Here is a 17,865-nt window from a genome sequence, read left to right as displayed (position 1 = left end):
GTCGCTTGCTGCAGTTACCGGATCATCATGAACAAGGCCTTTGTCAAAGAGTCGAGCGAAGAGAATGATGACGATCTCGACGTCGCCCAGCCGGACGTTCCCGCTGGCACGAAAAACTACATCACGCCCGCCGGCTACCGGCGCATGCGCGATGAACTGCTGCATCTGATCGACGTGGATCGGCCGGAAGTGGTCAAACTGGTGTCGTGGGCGGCCTCGAACGGCGATCGCTCCGAGAATGGCGATTACATCTATGGCAAGCGCCGGTTGCGCGAAATCGACCGGCGCATCCGTTTTCTGACCAAACGCCTGGACCTCGCTGAAGTGGTTGACAGCAGCAAGCAGGAGAATGTCGACCAGGTTTTCTTCGGTGCAACCGTCGAGTATGCGACGGAGGACGGCGAGGCGCATATCGTGACGATTGTCGGCATTGATGAGGTCGATCTCGATATGGGCCACGTCAGCTGGATCTCGCCGATTGCGCGCGCGCTGCTCAAGGCGAAAGTCGGCGATACGGTCACGTTGTACACGCCCGCCGGCCCGCAGCCAATCGACATACTCGACGTCAAATATCCGCCGCCAGATACGGGCGGTTGAATCACCCGGTGACGGATGCTCCGTCAGCTTCCTGCCGTTCAACCCGGCCGCTGACGAGGCATAAAAAAAGGCGCCGCGAACGGCGCCTTCGAGCCCACGGGTGTTACCCGCAGCTTTAGAAGCGGTGACGCAGACCTGCGGTCACAGCGACTTGCTTGTTGTTGCCCGAAGCGGCCAGACCGTTGATGTCGGCATCCACGACAGCGTTTTCGTTGACTTGCTGATATTCGCCTTGCAGATATACGTCGGTACGCTTGGACAGCGCATACGCGGTTTGCAGATTGAACTGATTCCAATGCGGACGTGTGCCGGCCAGGCTCGCGCGGGTGTACGTGTACGAACCGGCAATGCTGACCGCCGGCGTCAGCGCATAGCGAGCGTTCGCTTCGAAGTTCTGGAAGTGAGCGCTGTTGTTACCGAAGGCGATGCCTCCGCTTTGACCCGAAGCGCCAGCGCCGATACCGGCGAGGCTCGACAGGTTGGTTTGCGAGTACACGAGGCCGACCGTTGCCGGGCCGAACGCGTAGTTAGCACCCGCGCCCCACGTTTGCTGGCGGCCGGCGAAGAACGTGTTGTCGCTCGACACCGCGCCACCCGAATTGAACGCCGCAGCCGCGCCGGTCGCACCGTTGCTGTTCAATTGCAGGTAAGCGGCAGCGACGTTCAGGCCGCCCCAGCTGTACGACGCACCCGCGCTATAGGCGCGATTGTTGGCGAAACCGTCGGCCTGGTTCGAGAAACCATACAACGCGCCGAACTTGAAGCCGCCGTAGTTGGCGCTCTGGTACTTGACCGAGTTGTTGACGCGGAACGAGTTGTTCAGGTTGTCGTTGTCGAACGGGTGCGCGAACTGCGTGCCGCCATACTGGGTGCCGGTCAGCGCCAGCGGGCCGACATAGTCGACCATGCTGTCGTATTGACGGCCGAGGGTGACGGCGCCGAACTGGTCGCTCGTCAAACCCACGAACGCTTGACGGCCGAATTCGCGGCCGCCTTGCTTGAGCGTGCCGTCATTGATGCCGAAGCCGTTTTCCAACGTGAAGATGGCCTTCAGACCGCCGCCCAGATCTTCCGATCCACGCAGGCCCCAGCGGCTGCCGTTCACCGAACCGCTGGTTTCCTGCCAGTTGCTATGGCCATGCTGGTTGTTCGTATAAGTAATGCCGGCGTCGATCAAACCGTACAGCGTGACGCTGCTTTGTGCATGCGCAGCGGTTGCGCAAACGCCCGTGAGGGCTGCGACCATGAGTGTCTTTTTCATCTTGTAACTCCGAGAGCGAGAGTGGGCATTGAACCCAGGCTTAAGGAGACCTTCACGCGGGCGCTGCGAGAGGCGTAATCCGAGTGAGATGCGCGCTGAACAAAATCGCGCTGGTTTCCGGTTAGGCAGAGTGTAGAGAGACGCTTCGCGCAATGGACGTTCCGATTTCCGCAATAAAGTATTACGCGTTAAGAAACGATATATGAACGCCGTTGAAGCCTTATCAATAAAGGCTTCCAGCGATTTTCAGGAGATGTAAGCGAGGCGCGGATGGCGTGGCGTTGCTGATTCGCGACACGAATCGATGCAAAAAAACAACGTAATAAAACGTAAAATGAGATTGTTGTTATTGCCGCAACAGATGATTGTTATTTATGTGAATAATCGAAATGGAGTTGAACCGCTATACTGAAGTTTCTGCTTTCCGAAGCAGACTTTTTCGTTGACGAAAAAGATCTCCAAACCTTTGTCGGCGCGACTTTTCCAGTCGCGCTTTTTTTTCGCCTGCGCTGCGCCGATTGACGACGCGCTCAGTGGGCGGGTGCCGCGCCGTCCACTTCGTTCCAGTCGTCGGTTACCGAGACGCTCCAGTCTTCCATGACGTAGTGACGCGCGTCCATCGGGGACGACAGCAGGTTTTGCCAATGATCGCCGTGCCACATGGGATCGATTTCGAAAATCGACGGCGTGTCCGCAACTGGTGCGGATGGTTCGGAAGCTGTCTTTGCGTGCGAGTGGATCAGCCACGCAAAGAGGCTGCGGATTTGATTGAACAGCATGGCAATCTCCCTGATGCGCGTTGCTACCACTTCTGAATTTAATCATCCTGCTGTGCATGTCGTGCAGCAAGTCGGACAAACACTTACGGAAACATCTTCGTTACATTTTCCGGCAATAGACTGAAAATTTTCCCGCTATAACGTATCCCCGCGCTCAATGAGTAATATTGACTTGATCCGATTATTCAGATGCGCATACCAATATGCGCTCTGGATTTTCAGTCAGATACGCATGGGCTTATCGTACAGCGTGATAAACGCATACCGAAAATTCGCTTGACGGCAATTCTTCGTTCCCCGTATAACGGCAATGCTGAATTTCAGCCCGCCGGATTGGATTGCGTGGCGCGAGTCTGATATTCGGTTTCAGGGCAATGCCCGATATTCAATAATCATCGAAGGAAACTGGAAATGGAAACCGGTATCGTCAAATGGTTCAACGATGCTAAGGGCTTTGGGTTCATCACGTCGGATTCTGGTGGCGAAGATCTGTTCGCGCACTTCTCGGAGATTCGCGCGGAAGGCTTTAAATCGCTAAAGGAAAATCAGCGCGTTTCGTTCGACGTCAAGGCCGGCCCGAAGGGCAAGCAGGCGGCGAACATCCAGCCGCTGTAAGCCAGTCAACGCGGCTCGGCCGATGGTCGGGCGGCAGAGCACACAAAAGCCTGCGCTAAACGCGTGGGCTTTTTTATACCTGATCGTCACTTGGCCGAAGCAAATGGTTTTAACTATCCGGTTCGGACTGGTTTGAACGGGCTGCCAAAATCTCCCAAATAGCTTCGCCATCATTCGTCTGTGTCCGTCGTGAAAACGTAAATGATTCGGGTTTTGCGAGAAGTCTGTCGCTTGCACGGAAACGGGACCATCGCGCCCCAAGTCACTTGACGTAATACGATGCCATCCGGGTACTCGGCCGCCAACTGGTGCATACTTGCCGCAAAGCCACGCGTCCAAAGTCTCCTTTTCCATGTCTGAACAGTTTTTGCCGGAACCGGCCCTGGATGGGCCGATCGTCTTCGTCGACCTTGAAACCACGGGCGGCTCGACCGCCGAACATCGCATCACCGAGGTGGGTGTGGTCGAAATCGGACCTGCCGGCGTGTCGCGCTGGAGCAGTCTGGTCGACCCTCAGCAGCCGATTCCCTCATTCATCCAGCAGCTCACCGGCATCACGAATGCGATGGTGCGGGGCGCGCCGACCTTCGACGCGATCGCGCCGGAGCTCTTCGAGCGTCTGAACGGCAAACTGTTCGTCGCGCATAACGCCAGCTTCGATCGCGGGTTTCTGCGCGGCGAGTTTCGTCGGGTGGGACTGGCGTTCGATCCGGACGTGCTGTGCACCGTGCGCCTGTCGCGCGCGCTGTTCCCGGCGGAAAAGCGTCACGGTCTCGACGCTCTGGTCGAGCGTCACGGGCTCGTGCCGTCCGATCGCCACCGCGCGCTCGCCGATGCCGATCTCATCTGGCAGTTCTGGCAGCGTCTGCACGGCCTCGTGCCGCTCGACGTATTGCGTACGCAGATCGAGCGCACCACCCGGCGCTACCGGCTTGCGGGCGACATCACCGAAGATCTGCTCGATACCGCGCCGGCTGGTTGCGGCGTCTACGCGTTCTATGGGGAAGAGGATCTGCCGCTGTATGTCGGGCGAAGCGTGCGCGTGCGCCAGCGGCTTCGCTCACATTTGACGGGCGAGCGGCGCTCATCCAAAGATATCCGGCTTGCGCAGCAGGTGCGGCGTGTCGAATGGCGCGCGACCGGCGGGGAATTGGGCGCCATGCTCGCGGAGGCGCAGTGGATCGCGACGCTGCGCCCCGGCCATAACCGGGTGCCGCGTGTCGCAAAGAGCGATCCTGCTGACGCGCCCTGGCCGTTCGACGGGCCGATCGTATTCGAGGAGCGCGAGGAGGCGTCACAGGCGCGCGCGTTTCATGTCGTCGACCGTTGGTGTTACGTGGGCCACGCGGCATCGCTCGCGCTGGCGGCGGAGTTGCATGCATCGAGCGCGGCGGGACCGTTCGAGTTGTCGACCTATCGCATCTTGCAGAGCCATCTCGCCCGCGGTTTGCGTGTGATGCCGTTGAGCGTGCCGAGTGGAGCGGCGGTGGCGAGTCTTGCCTGAAGGCGTTCGCCAGTTCGGTTTTTAGCGACTTCGTTTTCGACCGATAGCCCGCTGTTCAAGCGGGTTCAAGCGTGCGTGCCGCTTCCGCGGCTATTAGCCAGCCTCAAACTGCGCGCTTCATCCCACCCGAACTAACCCGTCGCGCCCACGCCGCCCGTTTCACACACGTGTCCAAGGGCGCGCGTCAACGCGTTCGAATGAGCCGAGTCGTAGCGCGTTAGCGACTTCCAGTTAGCCAGCGATTGCGCGACGCGCGACGGACAATCCGGTGTCGCGCGCAACGGCTGAACGCGCGCAAGGCCGGCCACGAGCGATTGCGTCAGCCGGTCCAACTGCGGTCTCGTACTGGTCGCCAGATCGGGCGCGGGCCCTTGCGGCGGCTGGCTGCCGCGCCACGTGGCGAACAGCGCGTTTTGCACGTCCTTGCTGGCGTCGATCTGATCCTGAAAGAAAGCACGGGCAAACGCCGGGTCGACGTTCGCCGCGGCAGCGCGCTTCTCGACATCGGCGAGGAGAGCGTTTTCGCGCGGGGTGTCGGTGATGTCCTGGTGATTGGCCCACTTCCAGCGCGCCACGGGTTCCGCCAGCGCGAGGCGCTGCGAGGCAAGCGCGATCAGATTGGTGAGCGCGGTGTCGTCACCGTCCGCGATGGCGGGGGCGGGCGCGAATGCGAGTGCAGCCAGCAGCGCGAGCATGCATGACGCGCCGAAGCGGTAAGAACGATTCATGGAAAATGGCAGCAGCCGAGCGGCCGCGGAAGAAAAACCAGAAGAATAGACGATGCGCCCAACGTGCGGTTGTCTTCTGACGACAACGGTCGGAAGACAACCCGAACAAGCGACCGAAGACAGACGTCCGGCCGCACGGCCGAACGTCGTCCGAATCAGACGGGCTGACCCCGCGTCACGAATCGAGCAGAAAACGAGCGGTTAAACGTATGCAAACGGTCGCCGCGCGCCAGACGCGCGGATGTCAATGCTGCATTGCGCCACGGCACAGTTACTTCGAATCGCACGACTTGCGTTGTTCGTCGAAAAAAGCGCGAACATGCTCCGGCAGTTCAGCACCCAGAAACTCGACGCCAGCGGGTTCCGGATCCGGGCAAAGGACTTTATCCGGGGTCGGAACTTTCGGTGGTTTGGCATCCATGATCTTTCTCCTTTACGAACCGATTATCTGCCTCGGTCCCCGTTTTGCACCAGCCTGCTGATGCGGGTCACATGTTGTTTGTTGCTTTAACGGCACAGGTCAACAATGGAACGGAATGTTTGAATAGAATTTATCGGTTGACTGCTAATAGACTTATTTCGCGGTCACCGTTCCAGCCAATCCAATACTCCGCGCCATTTCTCCCTTGGCCTTGTCCTGCAGGCCGGCCAGCACATAGCCCTCGGTTTGCCCGCACTCGACATTCATATCGGTCGATATCAGCCAAGCGCCGCGAATTTTTTTGCGCTGCCGCATCGACGGGATTTTCCAATTAAGAGGCCGAACGTTCGTTAATTGCCATCGGTTCAGTACTGGCCATTCGGCCCTCTAATCTTTTGTAAACGAACGATTCTCACATTTCGTTGACGACTAAAAAAACACTTTTTAAGATTTTTTGCCTGAATAAGAAAACTCAACGTTCGGCACCGAACGCTGGGCTTTCGTCAGACGCTATTTTTACGCTGTCGGTGCAGGGATTTTCACTGACGCGGAAAATGCAGCCGGTTTGTCAGTCACTTCGACCTGTCCGTGAATCCGCGCCTGATGACCGTCCGCAAACATGTAGTAGGGGAATGGGCGGGCCGGTTCGGACACCGCGTCGAGCCGCGCGATCAGTTCCGGCGCGAGCGTGAAGTCGAGCGAGCCGAGCGACTCCTGCAACTGCTCCGGCCGCGTCGCGCCGACGATGATGCTCGACACGCCGCGCTTCTGATGCAGCCAGTTCAACGCGACTTGCGCCATCGGCCGGCCGGCGAGATGGGCGACCGACTCCAGTTCCGCCACGATGCGGAAGTTGCGCTCGGTCAGTTTGTCGAATCCCGGCGGCGGCGCGCTGGCCATGCTGGCGAGGCGTCCGTCGCCGGAAAAACCACCTGCCGCGCCGCTCTGCGAAGGCCGGTATTTTCCGGACAGCACGCCCATGCCGAGCGGACTCCATGGCACGAGTCCCATGCCGAGATTGGCGGCGAGATCGGCGAATTCATTCTCCGCGTTGCGTTCGATCATCGAGTATTCGAGTTGCATGGCGGCGACCGGTTCGAAGCCGCGCCAGTCGGCGAGCGTCTGCGCGCGCCCGGCGAACCAGGCGGGCGTATCCGACAATCCGACATAGCGGATCTTGCCGGCGCGCACGGCGTCGTCCATGGCGCGCATTACTTCGTCTACCGGTGTGACGCGGTCCCAAGTGTGCAGGTAGTACAGGTCGATGTAGTCGGTGCCTAGCCGCTTGAGCGAACCGTCGAGCGCGCGCAGCAAATTCTTGCGATGGTTGCCGCCCGCGTTCGGGTTCCCGGACTCCGCGTTGTAGCCGTACTTGGTCGCGATCACCAGCCGCTCGCGCAGGCCGCGCGCCGCGACGAACTTGCCTAGCCATTTTTCGCTGGTGCCTTCCGTATAGAGGTCGGCGGTGTCGATGAAATTGCCGCCGGCGTCCACGTACAGATCGAACAGCTGTTGCGCCGATTTTTCCTCGGCGCCCCAGCCCCATTCCGTGCCGAAGGTCATCGTGCCGAGCGCGATCGGGCTGACGCGCAAGCCTGAGCGGCCAAGCAGGGTATAGCGGTTCATCGTCATGTCAGTCTCCTTGAGCGGTGTCGTAGGGAAAATTGAATCGATGGCCCAATCGTGCGCCGATTCTTTTCGTGGAAAAATGCCGCTTGTCTGCAAGGATTGTGAAGTCTCACTTAATAATGGGGGCCGCGATGGATCCTGCGCAATTGCCGGCGTTGATGGCGTTCGTGAGCGTGGCGCGTCACGGCAGCTTTACGCACGCGGCCGCCGAGACCGGCGTGACGGCTTCGGCGCTGTCGCAAAGCATCCGCTCGCTCGAAACGCAATTGAATGTGCGTCTGTTCAACCGGACCACGCGGCGCGTGGCGCTGACCGAAGCCGGCGCACAGTTTCTCGCGCGCGTGCGGCCGGCGCTGGGCGAACTCGAGGCCGCCTTCGAGGCGCTCGACGAAACCCGCGATCAGCCCGCGGGTAATTTGCGCATCAATTTGCCGCGGGTCGCGAGCGAGTTGCTGGTGCAACCGCATCTGGCGGAATTTACGCGCCGCTATCCGCAGATTCGTCTCGACCTGACGCTCGACGACGGCCTGGCCGATGTCGTCGGCGAAGGTTTCGACGCCGGCATCAGGCTCGGCGAACGGGTTGCGCAGGACATGGTGGCGGTGCCGTTGGGCGGCGAGATTCGCATTGCGGTGGCGGGCTCGCCGGACTACTTCGAACGCTATCCATCGCCCGCGACGCCAGCCGATCTCGCCGCGCATGACTGCCTGCGCTACCGCTTTGCGTCGAGCGGCGGCATTTATCGATGGGAGTTCGCGCCGCCCGACGATCCGGCGCGCGTGTTCGAAGTCGAGACGCGCGGCGCGCTCGTCACCAACGACCTGCGCACGATGGTGCAAGCGGCGGTACAGGGCGTGGGCCTGCTGCATGTCATCGAGGACTACATACGCGAGCAACTCGACGATGGCCGCCTTGTGCGCGTACTCGACGCATGGTGTCCGAGCTTTCCGGGTTTCTATCTCTACACGGCGAGTCGAGCGCAAATGCCGCTCAAACTGCGCGCGCTGATCGACTTCCTGAAAGAGAAGCGCGGCGCTCGCTAGCGCACACGCATCCTTCTTTCACGCTGTGAGGTGCTGCCGCAGATACTCGGCGGTGCGGCTTTCCTTCACGCGCACGATCTCAGCCGGCGTGCCGCTCGCCACGATCTTGCCGCCGGCATCGCCGGCGCCCGGACCGACGTCGACGACCCAGTCGCTTTGCGCGGCCACCCGCATGTCGTGTTCCACCACGACGACGGTATTGCCGGCATCCACGAGTCCCTGCAGTTGCACCATCAGACGGTCGACATCGGCGGGATGCAAGCCGGTGGTCGGCTCGTCGAGGATATACAGCGTGTCGCCGCGTTGCGCTCGTTGCAGTTCAGTGGCGAGCTTGATGCGCTGAGCTTCGCCGCCGGACAATTCGGTGGCCGGCTGACCGAGCCGCAGATAGCCGAGCCCGATGTCGCGCAGCACTTTCAGCGCGCGCATCACGCTGGCTTCGTCGGCGAAGAAATCGCAGGCGGCGTCGACGGTCAGGCCGAGCACCTCGGCGATGTTTTTATCGCGCCATGTGACTTCGAGCGTCTGCGTGTTGTAGCGCGTGCCGTGACAGGTCGAGCAGGGCGCATAGACGCTCGGCAGGAACAGTAGCTCGACGCTGACGAAGCCTTCGCCTTCGCACGTCGGGCAACGGCCTTGCGCCACGTTGAACGAGAAGCGGCCCGCACCGTAGCGGCGCTTGCGGGCCAGCGGCGTGTCGGCGAACAGCTTGCGCACGTGGTCGAAGAGGCCCGTGTAGGTGGCGAGGTTGGAACGCGGCGTGCGCCCGATCGGTTTCTGATCGACGCGCACGAGCCGCCGCAGCGCGTCCATGCCTTCGGCGATGCGGCCGCCGGTCGGCGCGCTCGCGGTGGCGAGCAACGGGTCTTGTTCGTCGTCGTCCGGGTTTTCGAAGACGCGTCCAAGGTGGCTGGCGACCAGTTCCGGCAGCGCCTGGCTCACGAGGCTCGATTTGCCCGAGCCCGACACGCCCGTGACGGCGGTCAGGCAGCCGAGCGGAAACGCGGCATCCAGCCCGTGCAGATTATTGCGCGTGATGCCGGCGAGCCGCAGCCAGCCGGCCGGTTCGCGTGTCGCGCGCGCGACGGGCGCGGGCGGCGCGAAAAGATGCCGGCGCGTGTGCGACGCTTCGACCTTCGCGAGGCCGGCGGGCGGCCCGCTATAAACCACATGGCCACCGGCTTCGCCGGCTGCGGGACCGACGTCGACAAGCCAGTCGGCGCGCCGCATCATCTGCAAATCGTGTTCGACGATGAACAGCGAATTGCCTGCGGCCTTCAGGCTCTGCAACGCGCTGAAGAGCGCTTCGCCATCCGCGGGATGCAGGCCGGCCGATGGCTCGTCGAGCACATACACGACGCCGAACAACTGCGACGACAACTGCGTGGCGAGTCGCAAGCGCTGCAGTTCGCCGGATGACAGCGTGGGCGTGCTGCGCTCCAACGCGAGATAGCCCAGACCCAGATCGACCAGAGTCGTCAGGCGTTCGAGCAACTCGGCGGCAATGCGCTGCGCGGCCACGCGTTTTTCCTCGGACAGGTTGGGCGTGCGCCGCACGTCGGGCGCGGCTTTGTGCGCGGAACCGCCTGCGGCGACCCGTTTGTCGACGGCATCGCGCATGGCGTTCTTGCTGAGCACGCTGCCTTTGCCGGCGCCTTTGCCCGAATGCGCGACATCCGGCTCGGGCCATTCGCCGCGCGTGATCGGTTCGAGCATCTCGGCAAGTCTGGCGAGCGGCAACTGGGCGAACTCGCCGATATCGAGTCCGGCGAACTTCACCGACAGCGCTTCCTTCTTGAGCCGCTTGCCATGACAGGTGGGACAGACGCTGCCGATCATGAATTGCGACACGCGTTTTTTCATCAGCGCGCTTTGCGTGTTCGCGAACGTGTGCAGCACGTAGCGGCGCGCACCGGTGAAGGTGCCCTGATAGCTTGGTTCGTCTTTGCGTTTGAGCGCGGCGCGGGTTTCTTTCGGCGTGAGGGCCGCGTACACGGGCGCGGTCGGCTGTTCGTCGGTGAAGAGAATCCAGTCGCGGTCTTTTTTCGGCAAATCGCGCCACGGTTTGTCGACGTCGTAGCCGAGCGTCACCAGAATGTCGCGCAGATTTTGTCCGTGCCACGCGGGCGGCCATGCGGCGATTGCGCGCTCGCGAATGGTCAGCGAGTCGTCCGGCACCATGGATTTTTCCGTGACCTCGTACACGCGGCCGAGTCCGTGGCAAGTCGGGCAGGCGCCTTGCACCGTGTTCGGCGAGAAATCCTCGGCGAACAGCATGGGTTGCTTCGGCGGATAGTCGCCGGTGCGCGAATAGAGCATGCGCACGAGACTCGACAGCGTGGTCACGCTGCCAACCGACGAGCGCGCGCTCGGCGTGCCGCGCTGCTGCTGCAACGCGACCGCAGGCGGCAGGCCTTCGATCGCGTCCACTTCGGGCACGCCGACCTGCTCGATCAGGCGTCGGGCATAAGGCGCGACCGATTCGAAATAGCGCCGCTGCGCTTCGGCGTACAACGTGCCGAATGCCAGCGACGATTTGCCCGATCCCGACACGCCGGTGAAGACGACCAGCGCATCTCGCGGAATCTGCACGTCGATGTTTTTCAGATTGTGTTCGCGAGCGCCGCGCACGCGCACGAAGCCGGTGAAAGCGGGTTCGTCGGAAGGCGGCGGCGTCGAGCGAGGTTCGTTGCGGATGGCGTCCATATCGATGAGTAGCGAATAAGCATGGCCCGGCGCATCGGGCGACGCTAATGAAGTTGCACGGAGCATGCCCGACGATGAACGCTGATGATGCCAGTGAAAGCGGGCCGCATGCAGCCCTTCAACCCTGAAATCACGCCTGTCATTGAAGCGACTATCCGCGCGCAGAGTGCGGTGGCTAACGGACGCGCCACTGCCGGCGCGGAAGATGGCAGTCTTCGCCCCTCAGAGAGTTCGTCATGGAAAACGCTGTGTACTGGAAAGGTCGTCAGGTCGGAATCGAGTGTGCCGGCCGGATTTTGTGGTTTTCTTCGGCGCCGCAAGAGGCGGTCGCGGCCTACGGCGTTCATCAGCCGGAGCCGGCCCGCGCGGAAAGTTCGGTTGTGGCACGCAACCTCGGCGTGACAGCGCAGTTCGATCGGCCTGGTTTTCGTGGGTGAGCGTTAGCCCGGTTTGCTTGCGCGGTGGCTTTGCGCGGACCCGGCCAAAGCACGTGCGGAAAAACAAAAAGCCCAGTCGCGAGGACTGGGCTTTTTGCTTGAATCTTGATGGTGCCGGAAAGAGGAATCGAACCCCCGACCTTCGCATTACGAATGCGCTGCTCTACCGTCTGAGCTATTCCGGCATCAGGAGAAACGAGATTATAGGGACTTCTTTGTCAGCTTGGCAAGCCCCTCAGCTCACTTTTTTGTTTCGAGATGGTAGCGCGTAACCCGGTCCACCTCGTTCTTCGAGCCGAGGAACACGGCGACGCGTTCATGCAGGCTTTTCGGCTGGATGTCCAGAATGCGCTTCTCGCCGTTGGTCGCGGCGCCGCCCGCCTGCTCGACGATAAAGGCCATCGGATTCGCCTCGTACATCAGGCGCAGCTTGCCTGGCTTGTCCGGCGTGCGCTTGTCGGCCGGGTACATAAAGATGCCGCCGCGATTCAGGATACGGTGCACGTCCGCCACCATCGACGCGATCCAGCGCATGTTGAAGTCGCTTTGACGCGAACCATCTTTGCCAGCCTTCAATTCGCCGATGTACTGCTCGACCGGCGGATACCAGTGGCGCTCGTTCGAAGCATTGATCGCATATTCACGCGTTTCGACCGGAATGCGCATATCGCTTTGCGTGAGCACCCACGAGCCGAGTTCACGGTCGAGCGTGAAGCAGTTCACGCCGTTGCCGGTGGTCAGCACCAGCACGGTTTGCGGACCGTAGACCGCATAGCCCGCGGCGACCTGCTGCGTGCCCGGCTGCAGGAACGACTGTTCGGTGGGTTGTTGACCGTCCGGGCAGCGCAGCACGGAGAAGATCGTGCCGATCGACACATTGACGTCGATGTTCGACGAGCCGTCGAGCGGATCGAACACGAGCAGATACTCGCCCTTCGGATAGTTCGCGGGGATCGGGAAGAACTGTTCCATTTCCTCGGACGCCATGCCGGCGAGATTGCCGCCCCATTCGTTCGCTTCGAGCAGGATTTCGTTCGACAGGATGTCGAGCTTTTTCTGCACTTCGCCTTGAACGTTCTCGCTGCCCGCTGTGCCGAGCGCATCGCCCAGCGCGCCCTTGCTGACGTGGTAGCTGATTGCCTTGCACGCCCGCGCGACGACTTCGATCAAAAGGCGCAGATCGGCCGGCAGATTGTTGGTTTCCCGCTGCTGCTCGATCAGGTACTTCGTGAGTGTGGTACGACGTTGCAAAGCCATGCTGTACTCCGGGAAGGCTTGAGGAATATTCTGATTTTAACCGTTCGTTGTGTCGCTTCCGCGCTTTTGCGCGCGAACCTTGCACAGCGATCGCACCGGACATGCCGGTGCGTGGCGAAATTCAGGCTTTGCGGCGTGCCTTGCCGGTTGTGAGCTTGCCGCTCACGCTCGCCGCGAGCGCGGCGGCGCGGGCGTGTTCGGCTGAAACCTTCGGCATTTTCGGGCGTTCAGCCTTCGGCATGGGTTCGATTTCCCGCTCGATCTGCTCGCCGGCCGCCGCGGTGGCGACGCGCAGGTCATAGGCAATTTGCAGATTGAGCCAGAACTGCGCGCTCGCACCAAAGTAGCGCTCGAGCCGCAGCGCCGTGTCGGCCGAGATGGCGCGCTTGCCACGCACTACGTCGTTGATGCGCGGCGCCGGTACGCGCAGCGCAAGCGCGAGCGCGTTGACGGACATGCCGAGCGGTTCGAGGAACTCGCTGCGCAGAATTTCGCCCGGATGGCCTTCCGGGATGCTGTCGCCGGTGTCGATGTCCGAGAAATCGATGCTGCCCAGATCGGAGCGTTTGATGACCATGCCGGTCTCCCAATAATCAGTGATAGTCGACAATTTCGACATTCAGCGCCTCCCCTTCGACGAAATGAAAGCAGATGCGCCATTGCGCATTGATCCGGATACTCCATTGCCCGCTGCGCTGACCCTGCAATGCTTCGAGCCGGTTACCGGGCGGCGCATGCAGGTCGCGGATGGATTCCGCGGCGTCGATCATGAACAGCTTGCGGCGCGCGAGCGCCTGCATGTGAAGCGGCAATGAGTACACGAACTTGCCCTGAAAGATTCCCGCCGTAGCTTTGTCGCCGAATGTCGTGATCATGGAATGATATAACACAATGCGTTAAACGTAAACCGTTAAATGAATGCGTTTACTTTCATCCCTTCAGCGCAAGTCGAACAGTCGTCCGGATGGCTAACGTTATTGCCGCGCGCGGCCGCGTCGCGCCTCCAGAAAATCCAGGGCGAAAAAAAGCCGGCAACGCGTGCCGGCTTTTCGATGCGACAACTGTGCTCAGGCGAGCATCAAGCCAACGCTTTTTCCACGATCTCGCGCACATCGCGCGATTTCACCTGAGACGCCACTTTCTCCAGCGCCGCGCGCATGCCGTCGCGCAGCGTAGGCGTGAAGCGGCGCCACAGTTCCAGCGAGCGGGCGAGGCGCGCGGCCACTTGCGGATTGATGGCGTCGAGCGCGATCACCTGATCGGCCCAGAACGCATAGCCTGAGCCGTCTTCGGCATGGAACTGCGACGGGTTCGCCGCGCAGAAGCTGAAAATCAGCGAGCGCGCGCGGTTCGGGTTCTTCAGGTTGAACGCCGGATGCGTCATCAGCTTGCGCACGATCTCGATCACCGGACGCTGCGCGCTGCCACGCTGCGTGGCTTGCAAGGCAAACCATTTGTCGATGACGAGCGGCTCCTTTTCGAAGCGCTGGTAGAAGTCGTCCAGCGCCTGCTGCGCCTCGGCGCTGCCGCCATTCGCCGCCGACGCATTGAGCAACGCGGAGAGCGCCGCCGAGCGGTCGGTCATGTTGTTGGCCGCATCGTACTGCGCGGATGCGAGACGCACGGCCTCGGCCGGATCGTCCAGTTCGGCAAGATACGACAGCGCGAGATTCTTCAGCGCGCGATGACCGGACGCTTCGGGCGTGGCTTCGTAAGCGCCCGGCGTGCGATGTTGCTCGTACACCTTGAGCCAGTCGCTCCTGAGCGCGTTGGCGAGACGCTTGCGCACGAACTGCCGCGCGGCGTGCACGGCCGCTGGATTCGATTCGGCCATCTGCTCGGCGAGATACGCTTCCGAAGGCAGCATCAACGCGAGTTCGCGAAACGATGGCGAGAGCGTTTCGTCGGTCAGCACGCGGGCGAACGCGGCCACCACGGAGTCGTCGAGTTGCAGCGGCACGCCGGTGGCGGCGCGTCCGGCCAGCGTGAGCAACTCGCGCGTGGCGAGTCGTTGCCCAGCTTCCCAGCGGTTGAACGGGTCGCTGTCATGCGCCAGCAGGAACGCGAGCTGTTCCGCCGAGTAGTCGTATTCGACGATCACCGGCGCCGAGAAATTGCGCAGCAGCGAGGGCAGCGGCTCGTGCGTCACGTTGACGAACGTAAAAGTCTGTTCGGTCTGCGTGAATTCGAGCACGCGCGTGGTGAAGGCCGAGGCCGTATTTTCGCCTTGCAATTGCAGCGGCAGGTCGTGGCCGTCCTTGCCGATCAAACCGATCGCGAACGGAATCAGCAGCGGGCCTTTTTGCGTTTCGCGCGCGGCCGGCGCGCCTTCGCCGTAGCCTTGTGTGAGTGTCACGCTGTAGCGTTGCTGCGCGGCATCGTATTGCGTTCGCACGGACACGCGCGGTGTGCCGGCCTGGCTGTACCAGCGCTCGAATTGCGTGAGATCGCGGCCGTTCGCATCGGCGAGCGCGTGGCGGAAGTCGTCGCAGGTCACGGCCTGGCCGTCGTGACGCTTGAAGTACAGATCCATGCCCTTGCGGAAGCCGTCGCGGCCGAACAGCGTCTGATACATCCGCACGACTTCCGAGCCTTTTTCGTAGACCGTCATCGTGTAGAAGTTGTTGATCTCGACATAGCTTTCCGGGCGCACCGGATGCGCCATCGGGCCTGCGTCTTCGGCGAACTGCATCTGGCGCAGCACGCGCACGTCTTCGATGCGCTTGGTGGCGCGCGCGGCTTCGTCCGTCGCACCGCCTGCCATGTCGGCGGAGAACTCCTGATCGCGGAACACCGTCAGGCCTTCTTTCAGACTCAACTGGAACCAGTCGCGGCACGTGACGCGGTTGCCGGTCCAGTTGTGGAAATACTCGTGGCCGACCACGGCCTCGATGTTCGCGAAGTCGGTGTCGGTGGCCGTTTCCGGGTTCGCCAGCACGTACTTCGTGTTGAAGATGTTGAGCCCCTTGTTCTCCATCGCGCCCATGTTGAAGTCGCTCACCGCGACGATCATGAAGCGGTCCAGATCGAGTTCTAGCCCGAAGCGCTCCTCGTCCCAGCGGATCGAATGGATCAGCGAGTCCATTGCATGACGGGTTTTGTCGAGGTCGTGCGGCTCGACCCACACCTGCAGCAGCTTTTCCTTGCCCGAGCCGCTCTTCACGCGCTCTTCCAGGGCGACCAGCTTGCCCGCGACCAGCGCGAACAGATAGCTCGGCTTTCTGAACGGATCTTCCCAGCGCGCGAAGTGGCGGCCGTCGGGCAAATCGCCTTCCTCGAGCAGGTTGCCGTTGGACAGCAGCACCGGATAATCGGCTTTATTGGCACGCAACGTGACCGTGAAGGTCGCCATCACGTCCGGACGGTCGAGGAAGTAAGTGATGCGGCCAAAGCCCTCGGCCTCGCACTGCGTGAAGAAGTTGCCGCCCGACACGTAAAGGCCCGACAGCGTAGTGTTTTCAGCCGGATTGCAGATGCTCGTGAGCGTCAGCTCGAACTGATCCGGCACGTTGTCGAGCCGCAAGCCGTGTTCGTGCGCGTGGGCATTGGCGAACGGCTGGCCGTCGATCTCGGCGCCGACGAACTCCAGTTGTTCGCCCATCAGCTCCAGGTGCGCGGCACGCGACGCCTCCGGATTGCGACGCACGCGCATCGTGTTCCGGACAACCGTGCGTTCGGGGACCAGATCGAACTCCAGTGCGACTGTGTCGATCAGGAAGGCGGGCGGCGCGTAGTCGGCGCGGCGAATCACATTGGGCGTTGCGGTATCGGCCATGGCGTTCTGTAGTGTTGGAACTCGAGCCGGCGAGCGCGCTTCTGGCGTGCGGGCCGGGCATGTCGAGCCATTGTACAAAGCCTCGGCGAATTGTGCGGAGCGAACTTTTTACCGAGTCGGCCGGTCAGCGTATTATCGGGCGCCCCGGTGCGGGAAAGCCTGTGCGTCGACGGGGCCGGGTTTGGCGGACAATACAGAGGCAACTTGAAAGCTTCACGAGGTAGACCATGAAAATCGATCGATGGACCCGCCACGCCACGCTGCTGTTGGGCGCACTGGCGGTACTGCTTTCCGGCTGCACGACCTACGTCACCACTCAGGTCACAGCCTTCTCCGACTGGAGCGGCAACGACGCCACCCGAACTTATGCGTTCACGCGAGCGGCGGACCAGCAGAACAATCTTGAACTCACCACTTACGAGCGCCTGGTCGCGAACGAACTCGCCACGCATTCGTTCCGTCAGGTCGACAGTGCGCAAGCGCGCTATCTGGTCGGACTGGCCTACGGGATCCGTTCGGACATGGTGACGGTGTCGGAGCCGGTGTATTACAACCCGTGGCCGGCGCCGTACTGGGGCTATGGCCGGCCGTTCGATCCGTGGGGCCCGTGGGGCGCATTCCCGGCCACTTACGTGAACCAGAGCTATCCGATCTTCACTCACCTGCTGGGCGTGCGGATTACCGAGCGTGCGAGCGGCAAGGAGGTCTACAACGTGACGGCGCGCAATACGGGTGGCGAGTCGTCGCTGGTTCGGGCCATGCCGTATCTGGCGCGTAGCGCGCTGGCCGATTTCCCGCTCGGCAACGGCGTGGTTCATACGGTAAAGATTCCGGTCGGTAAGAGTGGCGGGCCATCGAACGAAATGGTGGCGACCGACACGGCGCCCGCCGCCGCGCCGATGCCGGCCTCCAGCGCGAAAGTCGTTCAGTGAATAGTACCTGGCTGGCGCGCGTCAGACGGCGACGTCGGTGGTGGATAAACGGCCCGACAGGTCACCCTGTCGGGCCGTTCTGCTTTTTCAACGCCGGAGAGCGCTACGCGCCGCGGCCGATACCGCCTTCGAGCATTCCGCGGACCCCATTTGCATCGCGCGAACAGCAGACCCGAGTTTC

At 61.8% G+C, this 17,865-nt stretch carries 16 protein-coding genes and 1 tRNA gene; 5 read left to right on the top strand and 12 right to left on the bottom strand.

Annotation, left to right across the window (positions count from 1 at the left end; genetic code table 11):
* Positions 1 to 27 precede the first annotated feature (27 nt).
* Positions 28 to 597, top strand: a complete 570-nt coding sequence (gene greB / locus B0G75_RS31165; RefSeq protein ID WP_106313865.1) for a transcription elongation factor GreB — start codon at positions 28 to 30, stop codon at positions 595 to 597.
* Between the two features lie 115 nt (positions 598 to 712).
* On the opposite strand, the gene B0G75_RS31160 is transcribed toward greB, so the two are convergent.
* Positions 713 to 1,858 carry a porin gene (locus B0G75_RS31160; protein WP_106313864.1) on the bottom strand — a complete coding sequence of 382 codons (1,146 nt, stop codon included), beginning with the start codon at positions 1,856 to 1,858 and terminating at the stop codon, positions 713 to 715.
* A gap of 530 nt (positions 1,859 to 2,388) precedes the next feature.
* Positions 2,389 to 2,637 carry a hypothetical protein gene (locus B0G75_RS31155; protein ID WP_106313863.1) on the bottom strand — a complete coding sequence of 83 codons (249 nt, stop codon included), beginning with the start codon at positions 2,635 to 2,637 and terminating at the stop codon, positions 2,389 to 2,391.
* Positions 2,638 to 3,048: 411 nt separating this feature from the next.
* On the opposite strand from B0G75_RS31155, the gene B0G75_RS31150 reads away from it, so the two are divergent.
* Both B0G75_RS31150 and B0G75_RS31145 read left to right on the top strand, forming a co-directional pair.
* Positions 3,049 to 3,252 (top strand): cold-shock protein, encoded by a 204-nt coding sequence (locus B0G75_RS31150; RefSeq protein WP_064268598.1) that lies wholly within the window; start codon positions 3,049 to 3,051, stop codon positions 3,250 to 3,252.
* A gap of 352 nt (positions 3,253 to 3,604) precedes the next feature.
* Positions 3,605 to 4,756 (top strand): exonuclease domain-containing protein, encoded by a 1,152-nt coding sequence (locus tag B0G75_RS31145; protein ID WP_106313862.1) that lies wholly within the window; start codon positions 3,605 to 3,607, stop codon positions 4,754 to 4,756.
* Between the two features lie 131 nt (positions 4,757 to 4,887).
* Here the strand turns inward: B0G75_RS31145 and B0G75_RS31140 are convergent, their stop codons facing one another.
* The 4 genes from B0G75_RS31140 to B0G75_RS31135 all read right to left on the bottom strand — a co-directional run bounded on the left by B0G75_RS31140 (position 4,888) and on the right by B0G75_RS31135 (position 7,537).
* Complete coding sequence (locus B0G75_RS31140; protein ID WP_106313861.1) at positions 4,888 to 5,484, bottom strand: chorismate mutase; 597 nt, start codon at positions 5,482 to 5,484, stop codon at positions 4,888 to 4,890.
* A 271-nt stretch (positions 5,485 to 5,755) separates the two neighbouring features.
* Positions 5,756 to 5,905, bottom strand: a complete 150-nt coding sequence (locus tag B0G75_RS40860) for a hypothetical protein (RefSeq protein ID WP_181309391.1) — start codon at positions 5,903 to 5,905, stop codon at positions 5,756 to 5,758.
* A gap of 153 nt (positions 5,906 to 6,058) precedes the next feature.
* Entirely contained in the window at positions 6,059 to 6,220 is a 162-nt protein-coding gene (locus B0G75_RS40855) for a hypothetical protein (protein ID WP_181309390.1), read from the bottom strand.
* 201 nt (positions 6,221 to 6,421) lie between these two features.
* Positions 6,422 to 7,537, bottom strand: a complete 1,116-nt coding sequence (locus B0G75_RS31135; protein WP_106313860.1) for an aldo/keto reductase — start codon at positions 7,535 to 7,537, stop codon at positions 6,422 to 6,424.
* Positions 7,538 to 7,665: 128 nt separating this feature from the next.
* On the opposite strand from B0G75_RS31135, the gene B0G75_RS31130 reads away from it, so the two are divergent.
* Positions 7,666 to 8,577 (top strand): LysR family transcriptional regulator, encoded by a 912-nt coding sequence (locus B0G75_RS31130; protein WP_219908307.1) that lies wholly within the window; start codon positions 7,666 to 7,668, stop codon positions 8,575 to 8,577.
* A gap of 18 nt (positions 8,578 to 8,595) precedes the next feature.
* Here the strand turns inward: B0G75_RS31130 and B0G75_RS31125 are convergent, their stop codons facing one another.
* The 6 genes from B0G75_RS31125 to pepN form a co-directional block, all read right to left on the bottom strand.
* A complete protein-coding gene (locus B0G75_RS31125) occupies positions 8,596 to 11,283 on the bottom strand; it encodes an excinuclease ABC subunit UvrA (protein WP_106313858.1) in 2,688 nt (895 codons plus the stop codon).
* A gap of 546 nt (positions 11,284 to 11,829) precedes the next feature.
* Positions 11,830 to 11,905, bottom strand: a tRNA-Thr gene (locus B0G75_RS31115).
* 55 nt (positions 11,906 to 11,960) lie between these two features.
* Complete coding sequence (locus B0G75_RS31110) at positions 11,961 to 12,977, bottom strand: class 1 fructose-bisphosphatase (RefSeq protein ID WP_106283319.1); 1,017 nt, start codon at positions 12,975 to 12,977, stop codon at positions 11,961 to 11,963.
* A gap of 121 nt (positions 12,978 to 13,098) precedes the next feature.
* Positions 13,099 to 13,554 (bottom strand): HigA family addiction module antitoxin, encoded by a 456-nt coding sequence (locus B0G75_RS31105; RefSeq protein WP_106313856.1) that lies wholly within the window; start codon positions 13,552 to 13,554, stop codon positions 13,099 to 13,101.
* A gap of 16 nt (positions 13,555 to 13,570) precedes the next feature.
* Entirely contained in the window at positions 13,571 to 13,852 is a 282-nt protein-coding gene (locus B0G75_RS31100; RefSeq protein WP_012434039.1) for a type II toxin-antitoxin system RelE/ParE family toxin, read from the bottom strand.
* 203 nt (positions 13,853 to 14,055) lie between these two features.
* A complete protein-coding gene (pepN, locus tag B0G75_RS31095; RefSeq protein ID WP_106313855.1) occupies positions 14,056 to 16,752 on the bottom strand; it encodes an aminopeptidase N in 2,697 nt (898 codons plus the stop codon).
* Positions 16,753 to 16,979: 227 nt separating this feature from the next.
* On the opposite strand from pepN, the gene B0G75_RS31090 reads away from it, so the two are divergent.
* Positions 16,980 to 17,684 (top strand): DUF4136 domain-containing protein, encoded by a 705-nt coding sequence (locus B0G75_RS31090; RefSeq protein WP_106313854.1) that lies wholly within the window; start codon positions 16,980 to 16,982, stop codon positions 17,682 to 17,684.
* The last annotated feature ends 181 nt before the right edge of the window (positions 17,685 to 17,865 follow it).

Source organism: Paraburkholderia sp. BL18I3N2 (assembly GCF_003001875.1).
Lineage (GTDB): Bacteria > Pseudomonadota > Gammaproteobacteria > Burkholderiales > Burkholderiaceae > Paraburkholderia > Paraburkholderia phytofirmans.
The sequence above is the reverse complement of the archived record's forward strand: the minus strand, read 5'-3'. Positions and strand labels throughout refer to the sequence as shown.

Excerpts from the sequence above, each read along its gene's own strand:
- greB (WP_106313865.1), top strand. The coding sequence starts at position 28 with ATGAACAAGGCCTTTGTCAAAGAGTCGAGCGAAGAGAATGATGACGAT.
- B0G75_RS31160 (WP_106313864.1), bottom strand. The coding sequence starts at position 1,858 with ATGAAAAAGACACTCATGGTCGCAGCCCTCACGGGCGTTTGCGCAACC.
- B0G75_RS31155 (WP_106313863.1), bottom strand. The coding sequence starts at position 2,637 with ATGCTGTTCAATCAAATCCGCAGCCTCTTTGCGTGGCTGATCCACTCG.
- B0G75_RS31150 (WP_064268598.1), top strand. The coding sequence starts at position 3,049 with ATGGAAACCGGTATCGTCAAATGGTTCAACGATGCTAAGGGCTTTGGG.
- B0G75_RS31145 (WP_106313862.1), top strand. The coding sequence starts at position 3,605 with ATGTCTGAACAGTTTTTGCCGGAACCGGCCCTGGATGGGCCGATCGTC.
- B0G75_RS31140 (WP_106313861.1), bottom strand. The coding sequence starts at position 5,484 with ATGAATCGTTCTTACCGCTTCGGCGCGTCATGCATGCTCGCGCTGCTG.
- B0G75_RS40860 (WP_181309391.1), bottom strand. The coding sequence starts at position 5,905 with ATGGATGCCAAACCACCGAAAGTTCCGACCCCGGATAAAGTCCTTTGC.
- B0G75_RS40855 (WP_181309390.1), bottom strand. The coding sequence starts at position 6,220 with ATGCGGCAGCGCAAAAAAATTCGCGGCGCTTGGCTGATATCGACCGAT.
- B0G75_RS31135 (WP_106313860.1), bottom strand. The coding sequence starts at position 7,537 with ATGACGATGAACCGCTATACCCTGCTTGGCCGCTCAGGCTTGCGCGTC.
- B0G75_RS31130 (WP_219908307.1), top strand. The coding sequence starts at position 7,666 with ATGGATCCTGCGCAATTGCCGGCGTTGATGGCGTTCGTGAGCGTGGCG.
- B0G75_RS31125 (WP_106313858.1), bottom strand. The coding sequence starts at position 11,283 with ATGGACGCCATCCGCAACGAACCTCGCTCGACGCCGCCGCCTTCCGAC.
- B0G75_RS31110 (WP_106283319.1), bottom strand. The coding sequence starts at position 12,977 with ATGGCTTTGCAACGTCGTACCACACTCACGAAGTACCTGATCGAGCAG.
- B0G75_RS31105 (WP_106313856.1), bottom strand. The coding sequence starts at position 13,554 with ATGGTCATCAAACGCTCCGATCTGGGCAGCATCGATTTCTCGGACATC.
- B0G75_RS31100 (WP_012434039.1), bottom strand. The coding sequence starts at position 13,852 with ATGATCACGACATTCGGCGACAAAGCTACGGCGGGAATCTTTCAGGGC.
- pepN (WP_106313855.1), bottom strand. The coding sequence starts at position 16,752 with ATGGCCGATACCGCAACGCCCAATGTGATTCGCCGCGCCGACTACGCG.
- B0G75_RS31090 (WP_106313854.1), top strand. The coding sequence starts at position 16,980 with ATGAAAATCGATCGATGGACCCGCCACGCCACGCTGCTGTTGGGCGCA.